Origin of the sequence: Microbacterium sp. PA5 (assembly GCF_049860775.1) — a bacterium.
GTDB lineage: Bacteria > Actinomycetota > Actinomycetes > Actinomycetales > Microbacteriaceae > Microbacterium.
This window is the reverse complement of sequence record NZ_CP187567.1, coordinates 1,469,109-1,485,168: the sequence shown is the minus strand read 5'-3', so window position 1 is coordinate 1,485,168 and position 16,060 is coordinate 1,469,109. Positions and strand designations below refer to the sequence as shown.

The 16,060-nt window shown below is 70.6% G+C and carries 13 protein-coding genes; 8 read left to right on the top strand and 5 right to left on the bottom strand.

Annotated features, from left to right (window positions below; translation table 11 throughout):
* Positions 1-49: 49 nt before the first annotated feature.
* Both lpdA and ACPWUT_RS06905 read right to left on the bottom strand, forming a co-directional pair.
* The gene (gene lpdA, locus ACPWUT_RS06910; RefSeq protein WP_425841947.1) at positions 50-1,420 is read right to left on the bottom strand and encodes a dihydrolipoyl dehydrogenase; all 1,371 of its coding nucleotides are present in this window, start codon (positions 1,418-1,420) and stop codon (positions 50-52) included.
* Positions 1,417-2,883, bottom strand: coding sequence for a leucyl aminopeptidase (locus ACPWUT_RS06905; RefSeq protein ID WP_425841944.1), 1,467 nt, complete (start codon positions 2,881-2,883; stop codon positions 1,417-1,419). The genes lpdA and ACPWUT_RS06905 overlap by 4 nt, the downstream gene beginning before the upstream one ends.
* Before the next feature lie 127 nt (positions 2,884-3,010).
* Here ACPWUT_RS06905 and ACPWUT_RS06900 point away from each other — a divergent pair, with 127 nt between their 5' ends.
* The 5 genes from ACPWUT_RS06900 to ACPWUT_RS06880 all read left to right on the top strand — a co-directional run bounded on the left by ACPWUT_RS06900 (position 3,011) and on the right by ACPWUT_RS06880 (position 8,264).
* The gene (locus ACPWUT_RS06900) at positions 3,011-3,937 is read left to right on the top strand and encodes a proteasome assembly chaperone family protein (protein WP_284527213.1); all 927 of its coding nucleotides are present in this window, start codon (positions 3,011-3,013) and stop codon (positions 3,935-3,937) included.
* Between the two features lie 212 nt (positions 3,938-4,149).
* Entirely contained in the window at positions 4,150-5,490 is a 1,341-nt protein-coding gene (locus tag ACPWUT_RS06895) for an RNA polymerase sigma factor (protein WP_425841941.1), read from the top strand.
* Positions 5,487-6,194, top strand: coding sequence for a coenzyme F420-0:L-glutamate ligase (locus ACPWUT_RS06890; RefSeq protein WP_284527211.1), 708 nt, complete (start codon positions 5,487-5,489; stop codon positions 6,192-6,194). Before ACPWUT_RS06895 ends, ACPWUT_RS06890 begins: the two co-directional genes overlap by 4 nt.
* Before the next feature lies 1 nt (position 6,195).
* Positions 6,196-7,218, top strand: a complete 1,023-nt coding sequence (locus ACPWUT_RS06885; protein ID WP_425841938.1) for a sugar-transfer associated ATP-grasp domain-containing protein — start codon at positions 6,196-6,198, stop codon at positions 7,216-7,218.
* A gap of 23 nt (positions 7,219-7,241) precedes the next feature.
* Positions 7,242-8,264 carry a sugar-transfer associated ATP-grasp domain-containing protein gene (locus ACPWUT_RS06880; protein WP_425841935.1) on the top strand — a complete coding sequence of 341 codons (1,023 nt, stop codon included), beginning with the start codon at positions 7,242-7,244 and terminating at the stop codon, positions 8,262-8,264.
* 44 nt (positions 8,265-8,308) lie between these two features.
* On the opposite strand, the gene ACPWUT_RS06875 is transcribed toward ACPWUT_RS06880, so the two are convergent.
* Positions 8,309-8,521, bottom strand: a complete 213-nt coding sequence (locus ACPWUT_RS06875) for a DUF7455 domain-containing protein (RefSeq protein ID WP_284527208.1) — start codon at positions 8,519-8,521, stop codon at positions 8,309-8,311.
* A gap of 193 nt (positions 8,522-8,714) precedes the next feature.
* On the opposite strand from ACPWUT_RS06875, the gene ACPWUT_RS06870 reads away from it, so the two are divergent.
* A complete protein-coding gene (locus tag ACPWUT_RS06870; protein ID WP_425841930.1) occupies positions 8,715-10,805 on the top strand; it encodes a DNA gyrase/topoisomerase IV subunit B in 2,091 nt (696 codons plus the stop codon).
* Positions 10,806-10,810: 5 nt separating this feature from the next.
* On the opposite strand, the gene ACPWUT_RS06865 is transcribed toward ACPWUT_RS06870, so the two are convergent.
* Positions 10,811-13,273, bottom strand: a complete 2,463-nt coding sequence (locus tag ACPWUT_RS06865) for a DNA gyrase/topoisomerase IV subunit A (protein ID WP_425841927.1) — start codon at positions 13,271-13,273, stop codon at positions 10,811-10,813.
* A 77-nt stretch (positions 13,274-13,350) separates the two neighbouring features.
* Between ACPWUT_RS06865 and ACPWUT_RS06860 the strand changes: the two genes are divergently transcribed.
* Entirely contained in the window at positions 13,351-14,484 is a 1,134-nt protein-coding gene (locus ACPWUT_RS06860) for an alkaline phosphatase family protein (RefSeq protein ID WP_425841924.1), read from the top strand.
* Between the two features lie 11 nt (positions 14,485-14,495).
* On the opposite strand, the gene sepH is transcribed toward ACPWUT_RS06860, so the two are convergent.
* Positions 14,496-15,539, bottom strand: coding sequence for a septation protein SepH (sepH, locus tag ACPWUT_RS06855; protein WP_425841921.1), 1,044 nt, complete (start codon positions 15,537-15,539; stop codon positions 14,496-14,498).
* Positions 15,540-15,756: 217 nt separating this feature from the next.
* On the opposite strand from sepH, the gene ACPWUT_RS06850 reads away from it, so the two are divergent.
* Entirely contained in the window at positions 15,757-16,050 is a 294-nt protein-coding gene (locus ACPWUT_RS06850) for a DUF4193 domain-containing protein (RefSeq protein WP_284527204.1), read from the top strand.
* Positions 16,051-16,060: the final 10 nt, after the last annotated feature.

The window sequence follows — 16,060 nt, the reverse complement described above, 5'->3', positions numbered from 1 at the left end:
TTCAGACGTGTCGATGTCATTTAGCTTACTGACCCGGGGGACCGGGTCGTCAGAGTGCGTGCAGGGGCTTGCCCGCCAGGGCGAGGAACGCCTCGCCCAGGGCCTCGCTCTGGGTCGGGTGGGCATGGATCAGAGGCGCGAGGTCCTCGGGGTGCGCCTCCCAGCCGACGGCGAGCTGCCCCTCGGTGATGAGCTCGCCCACGCGGTCGCCGACGAGGTGCACTCCCACGACGGGTCCGTCGGCCAGGCGCACGACCTTGACCAGTCCGCCCGTGCCGATGATCTCGCTCTTGCCGTTGCCCGCGAGGTTGTACTCGTAGGCGACGACGCGGTCGCCGTGCTCGGCGCGGGCCTGGGCCTCGGTGACGCCGACGGAGGCGACCTCCGGACTGCTGTAGGTGACGCGGGGGATGGTCGTCTCCGGCACGGCGACCGGGCGCAGGCCGGCGATCTCCTCTGCCACGAAGATTCCCTGCTGGAAACCGCGGTGGGCGAGCTGGAGACCCGGGACGATGTCGCCGACCGCCCACACGTGCGGCACGCTGGTCTGCAGCCGCGCATCGACGGTGACGAAGCCGCGGTCGATCGCCACGCCCGCCTCCTCGAAGCCGAGCCCCGCTGTCGCGGGGCCGCGCCCGACCGCCACGAGCAGGTAGTCGGCGACCACCTCGGAGCCGTCCTCCAGCCGCACCGTCACCTCGCTGTCGGACTGCTCGGCAGAGGCGAAGCGCACGCCGAGGCGGGACACGATGCCGCGCTTGCGGAAGGCGCGCTCGAGCCCCTTGCTGAGGGCGATGTCCTCGTTGGGCACGAGATGGTCCAGCGCCTCGATAATGGTCACCTCGGCACCGAACGAGCGCCACACGCTGGCGAACTCGACGCCGATCACCCCGCCGCCCAGGATGGCGACGCGCTCGGGCACCTCGTCGAGGGCGAGGGCCTCCTCGCTGGTCAGGATCCGCCCGCCGGCCTCGAGACCGGGGAGGAGCCGCGTGTACGAACCCGTCGCGAGAACGACGTCGTCGCCGCGGTAGACGTCGTCGCCGACGGCGACGCCCCGGTCGGCGAGCAGCCGTCCCTCGCCGGAGACCACGGTGATCCCGCGCGCCTTCACGAGGCCCTCGAGGCCCTTGAATTTCTTGGCGACGATGCCCTCGCGGTAGGCGGTGACGCCGGCGGGATCGATGCCGGAGAACGCGGCGATCACGCCGACCGAGGCCGCGTCCTTGACGTGCTCGGCCACCTCGGCCGAGTGCAGCAGGGCCTTGGTCGGGATGCAGCCGCGGTGCAGGCACGTGCCGCCGAGCTTGTCCTTCTCGATGAGCACGACGGACTTGCCGAGCTCGGCCGCGCGGAGGGCGGCCGCGTAGCCGCCGCTGCCGCCCCCGAGGACGACGATGTCTGCGTGGGTGTCGGTCATGAGGCATCTCCCGTGAGGAATTCGATGAGCGAGCGGACGGTCGCCGCCGTCGGGCCCTTGTCGGTGGCGCCGTAGGCGGCCTTGGTCGTTCCCGATCCGGCTATGTCGAGGTGCACCCAGGGGATGCGCGGTGCGTCAGCGTCGTCGGAGACGCGCCCCACGAAGCGTCGCAGGAAGAGGCCCGCGAACAGCGAGCCGCCCGCCGGGTCGCCGATCTTCGCGTTCTGCAGGTCGGCGATGGGGGAGTCCAGCTCGTCCTCCATGTGGTCGGGGAGGGGGAGCGGCCAGGCCTGCTCGCCCGCGCGCTCGGCGGCGGCCAGGTACTCGCCGACGGCGACGTCGTCGCCCATCACGCCGGTGTGCCGGGTGCCGAGGGCCACCGAGATGGCACCGGTGAGCGTCGCGACGTCGACGATGACGTCGGGCCGGGTGCGGCTGGCCGCCACCAGGCCGTCGGCCAGCACCACGCGTCCCTCGGCATCGGTGTTGAGGACCTCCACCGTGGTCCCGTCGAGGATCCTCACCACGTCGCCCGGACGCGTCGCGCGGCCGGACGGCATGTTGTCGGCGACGCAGAGCCATCCGCTCACGCGGACCGGGAGCGCCAGCCGCGCGGCGGCCGCGACGACGGCCAGCGCGATCGCCGCGCCGCACATGTCGTACTTCATGCCGACCATCCCGGCGGGCGGCTTCAGGGACAGACCGCCGGTGTCGAAGGTGATGCCCTTGCCGACCACTGCGACGTGACGGGCGGCGCCGGCGGGCGCGTAGTCCAGGCGGATGAACCGGGGCGGCCGGTCGGATCCGCGCCCGACGCCGAGGATGCCGCCGAAGCCCTGCTCCGCGAGCTGCTCCTCGTCGAGCACCTCGATGTCGACGGGGAGGCCGTCGACGGCCGCGACCGCCTGATCGGCGAAGTCCTGCGGCCCCAGCCACTCGGCCGGGATGTGCACCAGGTCCTTGACCAGTGCGACGGCCGAGCCGACGGCGGCGACGGAGGCCTTGTCGGCCGTGGTCAGCTCCTCGGGGCTGCTGACGATCACGCGGCCCGCCCGGGTCTTGCCGGCGTCGCGCTTGTACCCCTCGAAGCGGTATCCGCCGATCACCGCCCCCTCCGCGACAGCGCGGGTGAGATGCGGCGCGGCGACGGCGGCGACGGCGAGGGTGTCGAATCCGGATGTCGTCCGCACCGCCGCGCCGACGGCGTCGCGCAGGGCCGCGGCGTCGGGCGCGGATCCCGTGCCCACGACGACGAGAGGCGTGCGCGTGGCCTCCGGGGCGAAGGCGCGCACCGTCGCGCCGGCGGCGCCGGTGAAGCCGACGCCCTCCAGCGCCTCGGCCAGTCCCGGCCACGCGTCGAGCGCGTCGCCGGCGTCTGCGAGCGGCGGAAGCGCCAGCACCAAAGCATCCGCCTCGATGTCGGCCAGGGCGGAAGTGGTGTACGACAGCTCCGGATACGGCATGCGCTCCATCCTAGTTTTGCCCGGACGGCATCGGTCCGCCGCCGCGCGCGGCTCCCCGCCCGCGCATGTTCGCTGTCAGCGCGATGACCGCGGAGCCGGTCCGCACGAGGACTCGTACAGTGGAGGCATGCCAGTGTCCGGTCCCCTCTACGAGCGCGTCGCGACAGCCCCTCCCATCCCGAGCGGACTGCCGCTCGTGATCGTGCTCACCGGGTTCACGGACGCCGGCAACGCCGCATCGCGCATGGTCGACTACTTCCGCGACGACCTCGACCCCACACCGGTGCTCACCTTCTCCGCCGACGTCCTGCTCGACTACCGTGCGCGTCGCCCCCTCATCACCTTCGAGGCGGATCATCTGACCGCCTACCGCCCGCCGCGTCTCGAGCTGTCGCTGGCCCACGATTCGCTCGGCCAGCCGTTCCTGTTGCTCGCGGGATACGAGCCCGACTTCTCCTGGGACGCGTTCACCGAGACCATGGTGGGACTGGCCGAGGGGCTCCAGGTCTCCACGGTCACGTGGGTCCACGCGATCCCGATGCCGGTGCCGCACACCCGCCCGATCGGCACCACGGTGAGCGGGACGCGGAGCGAACTCACCGCGGCGCACTCCGTCTGGCAGCCGCACACCCAGGTGCCCGCGACGGTGGGGCACCTGCTGGAGTACCGTTTCGCGCAGTCCGCGGCCGACGTTGCGGGCTTCGTCCTGCTGATCCCGCACTACCTCGGCGACACCGACTACCCGGCAGCCGCCATCGCCGGCCTGGACAGCGTGTCGGTCGCCACCGGACTGGTCTTCGACCTCGACGATCTGCGCGAGGAGAACCGCGAGTACCTCGAGAAGGTGACCGAGCAGGTAACCGGAAGCGATGAGCTGACCGCCATGCTCCACAACCTCGAGGAGCGCTACGACTCGTACATGGCGGGCTCGACCCGGGCGCAGCCGATCATCCACACCGGCGACCTGCCGAGCGCCGACGAGCTCGCCGCCGAGCTCGAGCGCTACCTGGCGACGCGTCCTCCGGGGGACGAGGACAAGCGCGGCCGCCTCTGACGGGGAATGCCGACGCGCCCTAGAGCGTTGTCACCGATGGATCCTCCGTCCCGCAGTGCAGCCGGACGTTCTCCGCCTCAGAACTGTGAGAGAATGGATGATCTGACCCGTTGTCACCCGTTGGTCGTACGCTGCCGCGCACGTCCCAGGACTTGACAAGGGTCTTACTAGTGTCCGAAACCCCGACGGCATCCGTCGGTGAAAGGCGAGACGTGACGTCAGGCACGAAGAGCACCCGCACCCGCAAGGCTGAGGACACCGAAGAGGCGACCACGGTCGAGAAGCCGGCGCGCACGAGCACCGCCAAGGCGAAGGCCGCACCGGCCACCAAGGCGAAGGCCGCTCCTGCCAAGAGCCGCGTCACCAAGGCGAAGGCCAAGGACGAGGACGAGGACGCCGAACTCGACGACGAGGTCGACCTCGAAGACGCGGACGTGACGGACGACGACGTCGACGACACCGACGACGCCGAAGACGCCCCCGCCGACAAGAAGACGAAGAAGGGCGACGCCGAGGACGAGGACGACGAGGAGGAGGGCGCCAAGCCGGCCTTCACCGAGCCGCTTCCCACCGGCGCCATCGTCATCTCCTCCAGCGACGAGGACGACGTCCCGGTCTACTCGACGCAGATCACCGGCGCCACCGCCGACCCGGTCAAGGACTACCTCAAGCAGATCGGCAAGGTGCCGCTGCTGAACGCGGCCGAAGAGGTCGAGCTGGCGATGCGCATCGAGGCGGGTCTGTTCGCCGAGGAGAAGCTGTCGCACATGTCCGCGAGCGAGAAGTCCTCGCAGCTGGGCCTGGACCTGCAGTGGGTCGCTCGCGACGGACAGCGCGCGAAGAGCCACCTCCTCGGTGCCAACCTCCGCCTCGTCGTCTCCCTCGCCAAGCGCTACACCGGCCGCGGCATGCAGTTCCTGGATCTGATCCAGGAGGGCAACCTCGGTCTCATCCGCGCCGTCGAGAAGTTCGACTACACCAAGGGCTTCAAGTTCTCGACCTACGCGACGTGGTGGATCCGTCAGGCCATCACGCGCGCCATGGCCGACCAGGCCCGCACCATCCGCATCCCGGTGCACATGGTCGAGGTCATCAACAAGCTCGCCCGCGTGCAGCGGCAGATGCTGCAGGACCTGGGTCGCGAGCCCACGCCCGAGGAGCTCAGCCGCGAGCTCGACATGACCCCCGAGAAGGTCATCGAGGTCCAGAAGTACGGCCGTGAGCCGATCTCGCTGCACACGCCCCTGGGCGAGGACGGCGACAGCGAGTTCGGCGACCTCATCGAGGACACCGAGGCGGTCGTCCCGGCCGATGCGGTCGGTTTCACCATGCTGCAGCGTCAGCTCGAGTCCCTCCTCGACTCGCTGTCCGAGCGGGAGGCCGGTGTGATCCGCATGCGGTTCGGCCTCGGCGACGGCCAGCCGAAGACGCTCGACCAGATCGGCGACACGTTCGGGGTCACCCGCGAGCGGATCCGCCAGATCGAGTCCAAGACCATGGCGAAGCTTCGCCACCCGTCGCGGTCGCAGTCGCTGCGGGACTACCTCGAATGAGCGCACAGGCGAACGACGGCAAATCTCTCGAGATCGCCGTCGACGGTGCGACGTACGCCCGCATCCCGATCCGCACGCGCGTCGTGATGCCCGGCGATGACCTCGACGCGTTCCTCACCGAGTACGCCTCCGGCGTGCTGGAGCCCGGCGACACGCTGTTCGTGACCGAGAAGATCGTCGCGATCACCCAGGGCCGCTCGTATCTGGTGGAGGACATCGCGCCGCGCCCGCTCGCCCGCTTCCTGTCGCGGTACGTCGTCAAGACCTCGTACGGCATCGGGCTCGGCATGCCCGAGACGATGGAGATGGCCCTGCGGGAGGTCGGCACGCCGCGCATCCTCTTCGCCGCCGCGGTGAGCGCCGTGGGCAAGCTGTTCGGACGGCGTGGGGACTTCTACCGCATCGCCGGCGACAAGGCGCGGTCGATCGACGGACCGACGCGCCATACGATCCCGCCGTACAACAAGGCGGTCGTGCTGGGCCCGCTCGATCCCGAGAAGGTGGCCGCACGCGCGAAGGCGCTGCTGGGCGGCGCGAACGAGGTGGCCGTCGTCGACATCAACGACATCGGCGGCAACATCCTCGGCTCCACCCTCGACAAGGCGGGGGAGCGCACGCTCGTGCAGATCCTGGGCGACAACCCGCTCGGCCAGGGGCACCAGTCCACGCCGCTCGGAATCATCCGGCGCATCACCGGGGCCTGACGTGCGCGCCCTCAACCGGCTCTACCGGCGCGCGCGCTTCTTCGTCAAGCGCGTCGTCTCGTTCGATCGCGAGCGGGTCCTGCAGTTCGCCCGGCAGTCGGCGACGCTCTCGCGTGCGCCGCTGTGGTGGGTCGTGCTCGACATGGCCTGGTGCGCCGTGCGGTACGAGACCACGTTCGAGAACTACTCCGAGTGGGACTTCCGGATCCTGAGGCCTCGCGAACGCAAGACCTACATGACCGACCCGAAGTCGTTCCACCTGTCGCGCAAGCTCAACGACAACGCCGAGCGCGCGATCTTCGACGACAAGCTGCGCTTCGCCGAGCACTTCGGCGACGAGCTCGGCCGTGCCTGGCTCGACGTGTCGACCTCCGACGCCGCGGCGCTCGAGGAGTTCGTCCGCCGCTACGACCGCGTGATCACCAAGAACCCCGGCGGTGTGGGCGGCAACGGCATCACGATGCGCGAGACGGCCGGCATCGTCGACGCGGCCGCTCTGCGCGCCGAGCTGCTGTCCTCGGGGCAGGTCCTCGTGGAGGAGGTGCTCGCGCAGCACCCCGATATGGCGCGCCTGTACCCGGGCAGTGTGAACTCCCTGCGCGTGGTCACCTATCTCGATCCCGACGGCGAGGTGCACGTGCTCGCGGCGGTGCTGAAGGTCGGCAACGGCGGCGTCATCGACAACTTCAGCAACGGCGGCATGTACACCATGCTCGACGAGGAGGGCCGTGCCCTCCATGCCGCCAGCGACGAGGAAGGGCACCCGTTCGAGGTGCATCCCCTCACGAGCGTCACCATCACCGGCTACCAGGTGCCACTGTACGGCGAGGTCCTCGCGCTCGTCGACCGACTGGCGCGCCGCGTCCCCGCCCTGCCCTACATCGGCTGGGACATCGCGATCACCCCTGACCGTCCCGTGGTCATCGAGGGCAACCACAACACGGGCGTATTCCAGTCCAAGCCGTCGGTCTCCGGCATCCGCCGCGGCCTGCTCCCGCGTTACCGCGCCGCCATGCGCTTCTGAGCTCCGAGGGAAGGAATCCACCCATGGGTCGAGCGACCGTGCGCCTCCGCTATCTCGCGCGACGAGCCCGCAAGCTCCGTCCGGGGAACCTCATCGAGTTCGCCCGTCAGGCGCAGAAGGTCTCCCGAGCACCGCTGCCGGTGCTCGTGGCCGACATGCTCTGGTGCTCCCTCAAGTACGACATGGGCTTCCGCGACTACGCCGTCTGGGACATCCGGCTGCTGAACGCCAAGGAACGGGCGACCTGGATGACCCATCCCAAGTCCTTCCGCATCACCCGCATGCACAACACGCCCGAGGGACGGGCGAAGCTCGAGGACAAGCGCCGCTTCGCCCGCGAGTACGCCGACCTCCTGGGCCGCGAGACCATCGATCTCCGGGACGTCGACGACACCGAGCTCGGCGCGTTCCTCGCCCGCCATCCGAAGGTGCTCGCCAAGCCCCTGGAGGGTCAGGGGGGCGGCGGCATCACGCTCCACGAGAACGTGACCGATCCCGTGGCGTTCCGCGCGGAGGTCACCGCCGCCGGTCAGTCCATCGTCGACGAGTTCATCGTGCAGCACCCCGACATGAGCAGCCTGTACCCGGACAGCGTCAACACGGTGCGGATGATCACCTTCCTCGACAAGAACGGCACGGAGCCGGGCGGCACCGTGCACCTTCTCGCGGCCGTCCTGCGCATCGGCAACGGCGACGTGATCGACAACTTCGCCTCGGGCGGCATGTTCACCATGCTCGACGAGAACGGCGTGGCGCTGTACCCGGGCGTCGACAAGCAGAGCAACGTCTATCGCGAGCATCCCGTGACGGGCACGCCGATCGTCGGCTTCCAGGTTCCCATGTACGACCGGGTGCGGGAGCTCACGGACAAGCTCGCCCGTCGCACGCCCGAGGCGCCCTACGTGGGCTGGGACCTCGCGATGACCCCGGACGGGCCGGTGGTCATCGAGGGGAACCACAACTCCAGCGTGTTCCAGCCGAAGCCGTCGGCCTCGGGAGTGCGCACGGGGCTGCTGCCCGTGTACCAGGCGGCCGTGGGATTCTGAGCCGCCCGGCTCCGACGTCGCGCCCTCATCGGGACGCGCGGCGCTCAGCCGAGGAGACGAGCGGTCTCGTCGTGCCACGACGTGGCGATGGCGCGCAGCTTCTCCTCGTACTTGCGGCCGTGGTGCGCGCAGAACAGGAGCTCGCTGCCGTTGACCTCGGCGGCGATGTAGGCCTGTGCTCCGCACGAGTCGCAGCGATCCGCCGCCGTGAGGCGGTGCTCGAGGACGCCGGGCTCTGCTGTGGTCGAGATGCTCATTCTGGGTGCCTCCTCGGTGTGTCTACTCCAGTGCGGGTTCTGTAAATACAACCACGCGATAGTGAGGACCATGCCCTGAGGAGGTCACATTTCGCTGTACGCGTACGGCGTGTCCGGGTGCCGGCCCGGCCAGGGCCGCCCGCTGAGTGTGTCGGCGCCGCGCCGCGTCGCTGCGCGGATACGCTTGGAGATTGTGACAGCCGAGTATTCCGCCCACCACCTCCAGGTGCTCGAAGGACTCGAGGCCGTCCGCAAGCGCCCCGGGATGTACATCGGCTCGACCGACTCCCGGGGTCTCATGCACTGCGCGTGGGAGATCATCGACAACTCCGTCGACGAGGCCCTCGCGGGACACGGCTCGCGCATCGACATCGTGCTCCACGCCGACGGCAGCGTCGAGGTGCGCGACCGCGCGCGCGGCATCCCCGTCGACGTCGAGCCGCGCACGGGCCTGACCGGCGTCGAGGTCGTCTTCACCAAGCTCCACGCCGGCGGCAAGTTCGGCGGGGGCTCCTACGCCGCGTCCGGCGGTCTCCACGGCGTGGGCGCTTCGGTGGTCAACGCTCTCTCCGAGCGACTCGACGTCGAGGTCGACCGCGCCGGCAAGACCTACGCCATGTCCTTCCACCGCGGCGAGCCGGGGATCTTCTCGGGACCCGGGCTCGATGCCGCCTTCACGCCGTTCGAGGCGGCTTCCGAGCTGCGCGTGATCGGGAAGGCGCCGCGCGGCGCGACCGGCACGCGCATCCGCTACTGGGCCGACCGGCAGATCTTCACCAAGGACGCCGAGTTCGGCCTGGCGGAGCTGGAGCAGCGTGCGCGCCAGACCGCCTTCCTGGTGCCCGGGCTGGAGATCGTCCTCGTCGACGAGCGACCGGTGCCCGGCGCCGAGTCGTCCGCCCCGCGCGAGACCAGCTTCCGCTACGACGGCGGCATCTCGGAGTTCGCCGAGTACCTCGCCCCCGACGCCGCCGTCACCGACACCTGGCGCCTCACGGGCGACGGCACCTTCACCGAGACCGTTCCCGTGCTCCAGCCCACCGGCGCGATGGTCCCCACCGAGGTCGAGCGCACCTGCCACGTCGACATCGCGCTGCGCTGGGGCACCGGCTACGACACCGTCACCCGCTCCTTCGTCAACATCATCTCCACGCCCAAGGGCGGCACCCACCTGTCGGGCTTCGAGCAGGGCCTGATGAAGCTGATCCGCGATCAGGTGCAGCAGAACGCCCGCAAGCTCAAGGTGAGCGCGAACGACAAGATCGAGAAGGACGACATCCTCGCGGGGCTCACGGCCGTGCTGACGGTGAGCTTCCCCGAGCCGCAGTTCGAGGGACAGACCAAGGAGGTCCTCGGCACCCCCGCCATCCGTGCGATCGTGGCCGGCGTCGTCGCCGCCCAGCTCGGGGCCCGGTTCTCCTCCAGCAAGCGCGAGGACAAGGCGCAGACGTCGCTCCTGCTCGAGAAGGTCGTCTCCGAGATGAAGGCGCGCGTCTCCGCGCGCACGCACAAGGAGACCCAGCGCCGCAAGAACGCACTGGAGTCCTCGTCGCTCCCGGCCAAGCTCGCCGACTGCCGCACGAACGACGTCGCCGAATCCGAGCTGTTCATCGTGGAGGGCGATTCGGCGCTCGGCACCGCCAAGCACGCCCGCAACAGCGAGTACCAGGCGCTCCTGCCCATTCGCGGCAAGATCCTCAACGTGCAGAAGGCGTCGATCAGCGACATGCTGTCCAACGCGGAGTGCGCCGCCATCATCCAGACGATCGGCGCCGGGTCGGGCCGCTCGTTCGACATCGAGACGGCGCGCTACGGGAAGATCATCCTGATGAGCGACGCCGACGTCGACGGCGCGCACATCCGCACCCTGCTGCTGACGCTCTTCTTCCGCTACATGCGTCCCCTCATCGAGGAGGGTCGCGTGTACGCCGCTGTCCCGCCGCTGCACCGGGTCATCGTCGTGAACCCGGGGTCCAAGCCCAACGAGACCGTCTACACCTACTCCGAGAAGGAGCTCCACGCCCTGCTGTCGAAGCTCCAGCGCGCCGGCAAGCGCTGGCAGGAGCCCGTGCAGCGCTACAAGGGACTCGGCGAGATGGACGCGGATCAGCTCGCCACGACCACGATGGACCGGGGCGGCCGCACCCTGCGCCGGGTGCGGGTCGAGGATGCCGAGATGGCTGCCACCGTGTTCGAGCTCCTCATGGGCTCCGAGGTGGCGCCGCGCCGCGACTTCATCGTGTCCTCGGCCGACCGCCTGGACCGCGAGGCCATCGACGCCTGATCGCGTCAGCCGACCGCGGACCCGATCGCGCCGATGACGGCGTCGAGCATCTGGCCCGAGGCGTCGCGCTTGGCCCCGGCCGGCGGGAGCTGACGGACCGATCCATCTGCGCCGACGGCCCGCGGGTCGTCGCCGATCCAGGCGAGCGCGAGGCTGTCCTCGCCCTTCAGGAACCGCTGGGCGCGCACTCCACCGGTGCCGCGGCCCTTCGGCGGGAACTCCGCGAACACCGACACCTTGCCCGAGCCGGCGTCGGTTCCGGGCAGGGACTGCGACGATCCGGCGATCGTCGCCACGACGGTGTCGTCGGAGGCCGTCAGCGCCGTGAACGCGATCACCCGCTCGCCCGGCGTCACCCGGATGCCCGCCATGCCGCCCGCAGCGCGCCCCTGGGGACGGACGGCGTCGGCGCCGAAGCGCAGCAGCTGCGCGTCGGAGGTCACGAACACGAGCTCGACGTCGTCCGGCGCGAGCGCCGCTCCCACCACGCTGTCGCCGGGCTTGAGCGCGATGATCTCGGCATCGCTCTTGTTGTTGGCCAGCTCGCTCACGGCGACGCGCTTGACGACGCCCTGAAGCGTGCCGAGGGCGATCGTGGGCGCGGCGGCGGAGTCGTCCGAGAGCGGGACGATCGCCACCACATGCTCCCCGCTCGGCAGGCCGAGGTACTGGTCCGCCCGCGTGCCCGCCGCCAGCTGCACCGAGTTGGCCGGCACCGACGGCAGGTCGACGGGGGAGAAGCGCACGAGACGCCCGCGGCTGGTCACCGCACCGAGATCGCCCCGCGTCGTGGCGTCGACCGCTGAGCGGATGGCGTCGTGCTTCGAGCGCCGCGCGGGGGGCACGATGGCCGCCTCGGCCGTCTCGGCACGGACCATGCGGCCGGTGGCGGAGAGGAAGACCCGGCAGGGGGCGTCGGCGATCTGCAGGTCGGCGGCCGCCGCGCTCGCGCGAGAGCGCGACGCCACGGGCCCGCCGTTGAGCAGTAGTGTGCGCCGCGGCGTGCCGTACGCCTCGGCGGCCGCATCGAGCTCGCGGGCGACCTGCTGGCGCAGCAGCACCTCGCTGGCCAGGAGCTCTTCGAGCTGCGCGATCTCCGCCTTCAGCGCGTCGCGCTCGGTCTCCAGCTCGACGCGGGAGAACTTCGTCAGGCGGCGCAGCCGCAGCTCCAGGATGTACTCCGCCTGCGGCTGGGAGAGGTCGAACACGTCCATGAGGCGGGTCCGGGCCTGCTCGCCGTCGTCCGAGGTGCGGATCACCTGGATGACCTCGTCGATGTCGAGGATGGCGATGAGGAGGCCCTCGACCAGGTGCAGGCGCTCCTGGCGGCGGCCCAGGCGGTGCCGGCTGCGCCGCGTGACGACCTGGATCCGGTGGTCCAGGTAGACCCGGAGCAGATCGCGCAGCCCGAGTGTCTGGGGCTGGCCGTCGACGAGCGCGACGTTGTTGATGCCGAAGGAGTCCTCGAGCGGCGTCAGCCGGTAGAGCTGCTCGAGCACGGCGTTCGGATCGAAGCCGGTCTTGATGCCGATCACGAGACGGAGACCGTGGTTGCGGTCGGTCAGGTCGGTGACATCGGCGATGCCGGTCAGCTTCTTCGCGGTGACGGCGTCCTTGATCTTCTCGATGACGCGCTCGGGGCCCACGAGGTAGGGGAGCTCGGTGATCACGAGTCCGGTGCGGCGGGGGCCGAGCGATTCGACCGACACCTTGGCGCGGGTGCGGAACGTGCCGCGTCCGCTCGCGTAGGCGTCCTTCACCCCGTCGAGGCCCACGATCACGCCGCCACCGGGCAGATCGGGGCCCGGAACGAACTCCATGAGCTCTTCGAGGGAGGCGTCCGGGTTCTCGAGCAGATGGATCGCCGCGGCGACGACCTCGATGAGGTTGTGCGGCGCCATGTTCGTGGCCATGCCGACCGCGATGCCGGTGGTGCCGTTGACGAGCAGGTTGGGGAAGGCAGCAGGGAGCACGTCGGGCTGCTGGAACTGCCCGTCGTAGTTGGGGATGAAGTCGACGACGTCCTCGTCGAGGTTCTCCGTCAGCGCCAGGGCCGACGGCGCGAGCCGCGCCTCGGTGTACCGCGCAGCGGCGGGGCCGTCGTCGAGCGATCCGAAGTTGCCGTGCCCGTCGACGAGAGGCACCCGCAGTGCGAAGTCCTGGGCGAGGCGCACGAGGGCGTCGTAGATCGCCGAATCGCCGTGGGGGTGGAGCTTTCCCATCACCTCGCCGACGACGCGGGCGCTCTTGACGTGCCCGCGATCGGGTCGCAGGCCCATGTCCGCCATCTGGAAGAGGATGCGCCGCTGCACCGGCTTCAGCCCGTCGCGCGCGTCGGGCAGCGCACGGGAGTAGATCACGGAGTACGCGTACTCGAGGAAGGACCCCTGCATCTCGGCCGAGACGTCGACGTCCTCGATGCGTTCGCCGCCGCCGGCGGAGTCGGTGTCAGTGCGCGAAACGGCCATGGGTCTGAGCGGTCCTCCGAAGACAGGGACGAAGTGACGGGAGGGGCGCCGCCGGGTGGTGTGCGAGACTGACCCCGATGCCTCTCAGCCTACCCGTGGACCCGCCGTCGGCCCGGAGCCTCACCGGTGTCGTGCCGCAGTCGATCGCCGCGCTGAGCGGGCGGTCGGACTGGTTCCCGCCGGCGAGGTCGGCGCTCGTCCTGGTGGTCGACGGACTCGGGCGGAGAAACCTCGCCGCGCGCGCCGGGCACGCGCGATTCCTCTCGTCGCGGACGGGCAAGAAGGACGCCGCGCGCACGGTCTTCCCGTCGACGACGGCGACAGCCCTCACCGGCCTGCTCACGGGGACGCCTGCCGGCGTGCACGGGATCGTCGGCTACCGGGCGAGGGTGCCGGGCACCGACACGGTCTCCAATCAGCTCCGGGGCTGGGAGACCGACGGTCTCGATCCGCTCACCTGGCAGCGCGCGACCCCCCTCCTGGCGTCGGAGTCGGCGGCCGGCCGCCCCTGCTTCGTCGTGACGAAGGCCATGTACGGGGGCACCGGCTTCACGCAGGCCATCCAGCGCGGCGCGGACTTCGTCGGCGTCGACGACCTCGAGGATCGGCTCCTGCGGGCCGCCGAGCTCACCACCGCGGCGGAGGGCGCCCTCGCCTACGTGTACGTGCCGGAGCTGGATTCGCTGGGCCACGCCCACGGCTGGGAGAGCGATCGCTGGACGGCTGGATTGGAGCAGGTCGACGCCGCGGTCACGGCGCTCGACCGCGCGCTCGGGCAGGATGTCGGCGCGGTGGTGACCGCCGATCACGGCATGATCGACGTCCCCGCCCACCGACAGGTGCTCGTGGGGGAGGGCGACGCCCTGTGGGAGGGCGTTCGCCTCGTGGGAGGGGAGCCGAGGATGCTCCACCTCTACGCCGAGGACGGCGCGGCCTCCGCAGTGAGGGATCGCTGGAGCGAAGCCGAGGGACATCGTTCCTGGGTCATGTCCCGCGACGAGGCGGTCTCCGCCGGTCTGTTCGGGCCGGTCGTCGACCCTGAGGTGCTGCCGCGCATCGGCGATGTGCTCGTCGCCGCGCGGAGCGGGATCGTCTACTACGACGACCGCGAGGCGGACAAGCGCCCGCAGCGCATGATCGGGCAGCACGGATCGCTGACCGACGATGAGCGCGTCGTGCCGCTCATCCGCCTGGGCGCATTCGCGCGCTGACCCCGCAGGCGTCAGCCGTCTTCGGTGCGCGCGCCGAAGACGATCTCGTCCCAGGACGGCATCGAGGTCCGGCCCTTCCGGCGGGACGTGTCGGCCGGGGCGGGATCCTCGTCGGCCGATGCCGCAGGCTCGGCCGGTGCCGGCTCGTCGTCGTATCCCGGCTCGAGCGCGTCGAAGAGCGCCACCGGGGTCGACGAGGCCCGCGGCGCGGAGTGGGTGGGGGACGCCCCATCGGACTCGCCCGGCATCGCCTCGCGCTGTCCGCGCCGGCGCCGCAGCGCCTCGAGGAGATCCGCCGTGTCGGTGGAGGTGATCGCCTGGTCGGGGGCCCGCTTGATGGCGGCCTGCTGCACCGCCGGAGAGGCCGGCTCGCGGACCTCGGGCGCCTCCAGGTCGGCGTCGGGCAGTCGTCGCGGACCGAACGCGCCGCTGTCGAAGCGCGAGGCGTCCTTCACTCCGGAGGAGTCCAGCGCCCGCAGGCGCGGGATCAGTCCCTCGGGCAGCGAGCCCTGCCGGGACAGCTGGGTCGCGTCGGCGTTCTGCGGTGCGAGGGTGGCGCGACGGGGGTCGAAGGTCCACCGCGCGTCGTGGTCGACGTCGCCCGCCGTGAACTCGAGCTTCACGATCCAGCCCGTCGACTCCCGCCAGCTCGTCCAGCGCTCGCCCACGGCACCGGCCTCGGCGAGCTTGGCGCGCACGGCCGTGCCGAAGGTGGGCTGGGCGTCGGGGTCGAGCTCGCCGCTGATCAGCACCGGGACGGCGAGAGCCTGGCCGACGATGTGCTCGCGCTCGGCGAGCACAGGACCTTCGAAGCGGGCGACGTCCTCGACGCGGATGCCGAGCAGGCCGGCGACCTCCTCCGCCGAGAGTCCGGCACGGATGTGCGACTGGATGTCGCGCGGACTCGGCCGCGCGGCGCGCGACTCCGGGTCGCGCGTCGTCCGCCGCAGCTGCGCGCGAAGCGTCTCGTCGACGGGAAGGGCGAAGCGATCGCCCGACTCGGTGGCGAGCACGAGCACGCCGTCTTCGATGCCGATGACTTTGAGCTGCTCCATGCGAAACACCCTCCAGATCCTGCGTGTCCGCCCATGGTGTCACGCGGCCTCTCGGATGAAGGGAATATCCCGCGCGTGCCGCGAGTTTGACGCGACGAACCCGCCCGGTCACGGCCCGGCCACGACGGCATTTGCGAAATGCAGTCCCGTCGTGCAAACTATGGCCGCCCGTACGGGCATGCAATCACGAAACCCTGGAAGTAGAGACGCTCGAGCAATGGCTACGGATTACGACGCCCCCCGCAAGACCGACGACGACAGCGAGTCGATCGAGGCCCTCAAGGAGCGCGTCCCCGACAAGCTGTCGGGATCTGTCGACTCCGAGGATGCGGACAACCCCTCCGGCTTCGAGCTGCCCGGCGCCGACCTGTCGGACCTCGAGCTCGACGTCGTCGTGCTGCCGCCGCAGGAGGACGAGTTCACCTGCATCGAGTGCTTCCTGGTGAAGCACCGCACCCAGATCGACCACGAGTCCGCCATCGGCGCCGTGTGCCGGGAGTGCGCGGCCTGACGGCCTCCGC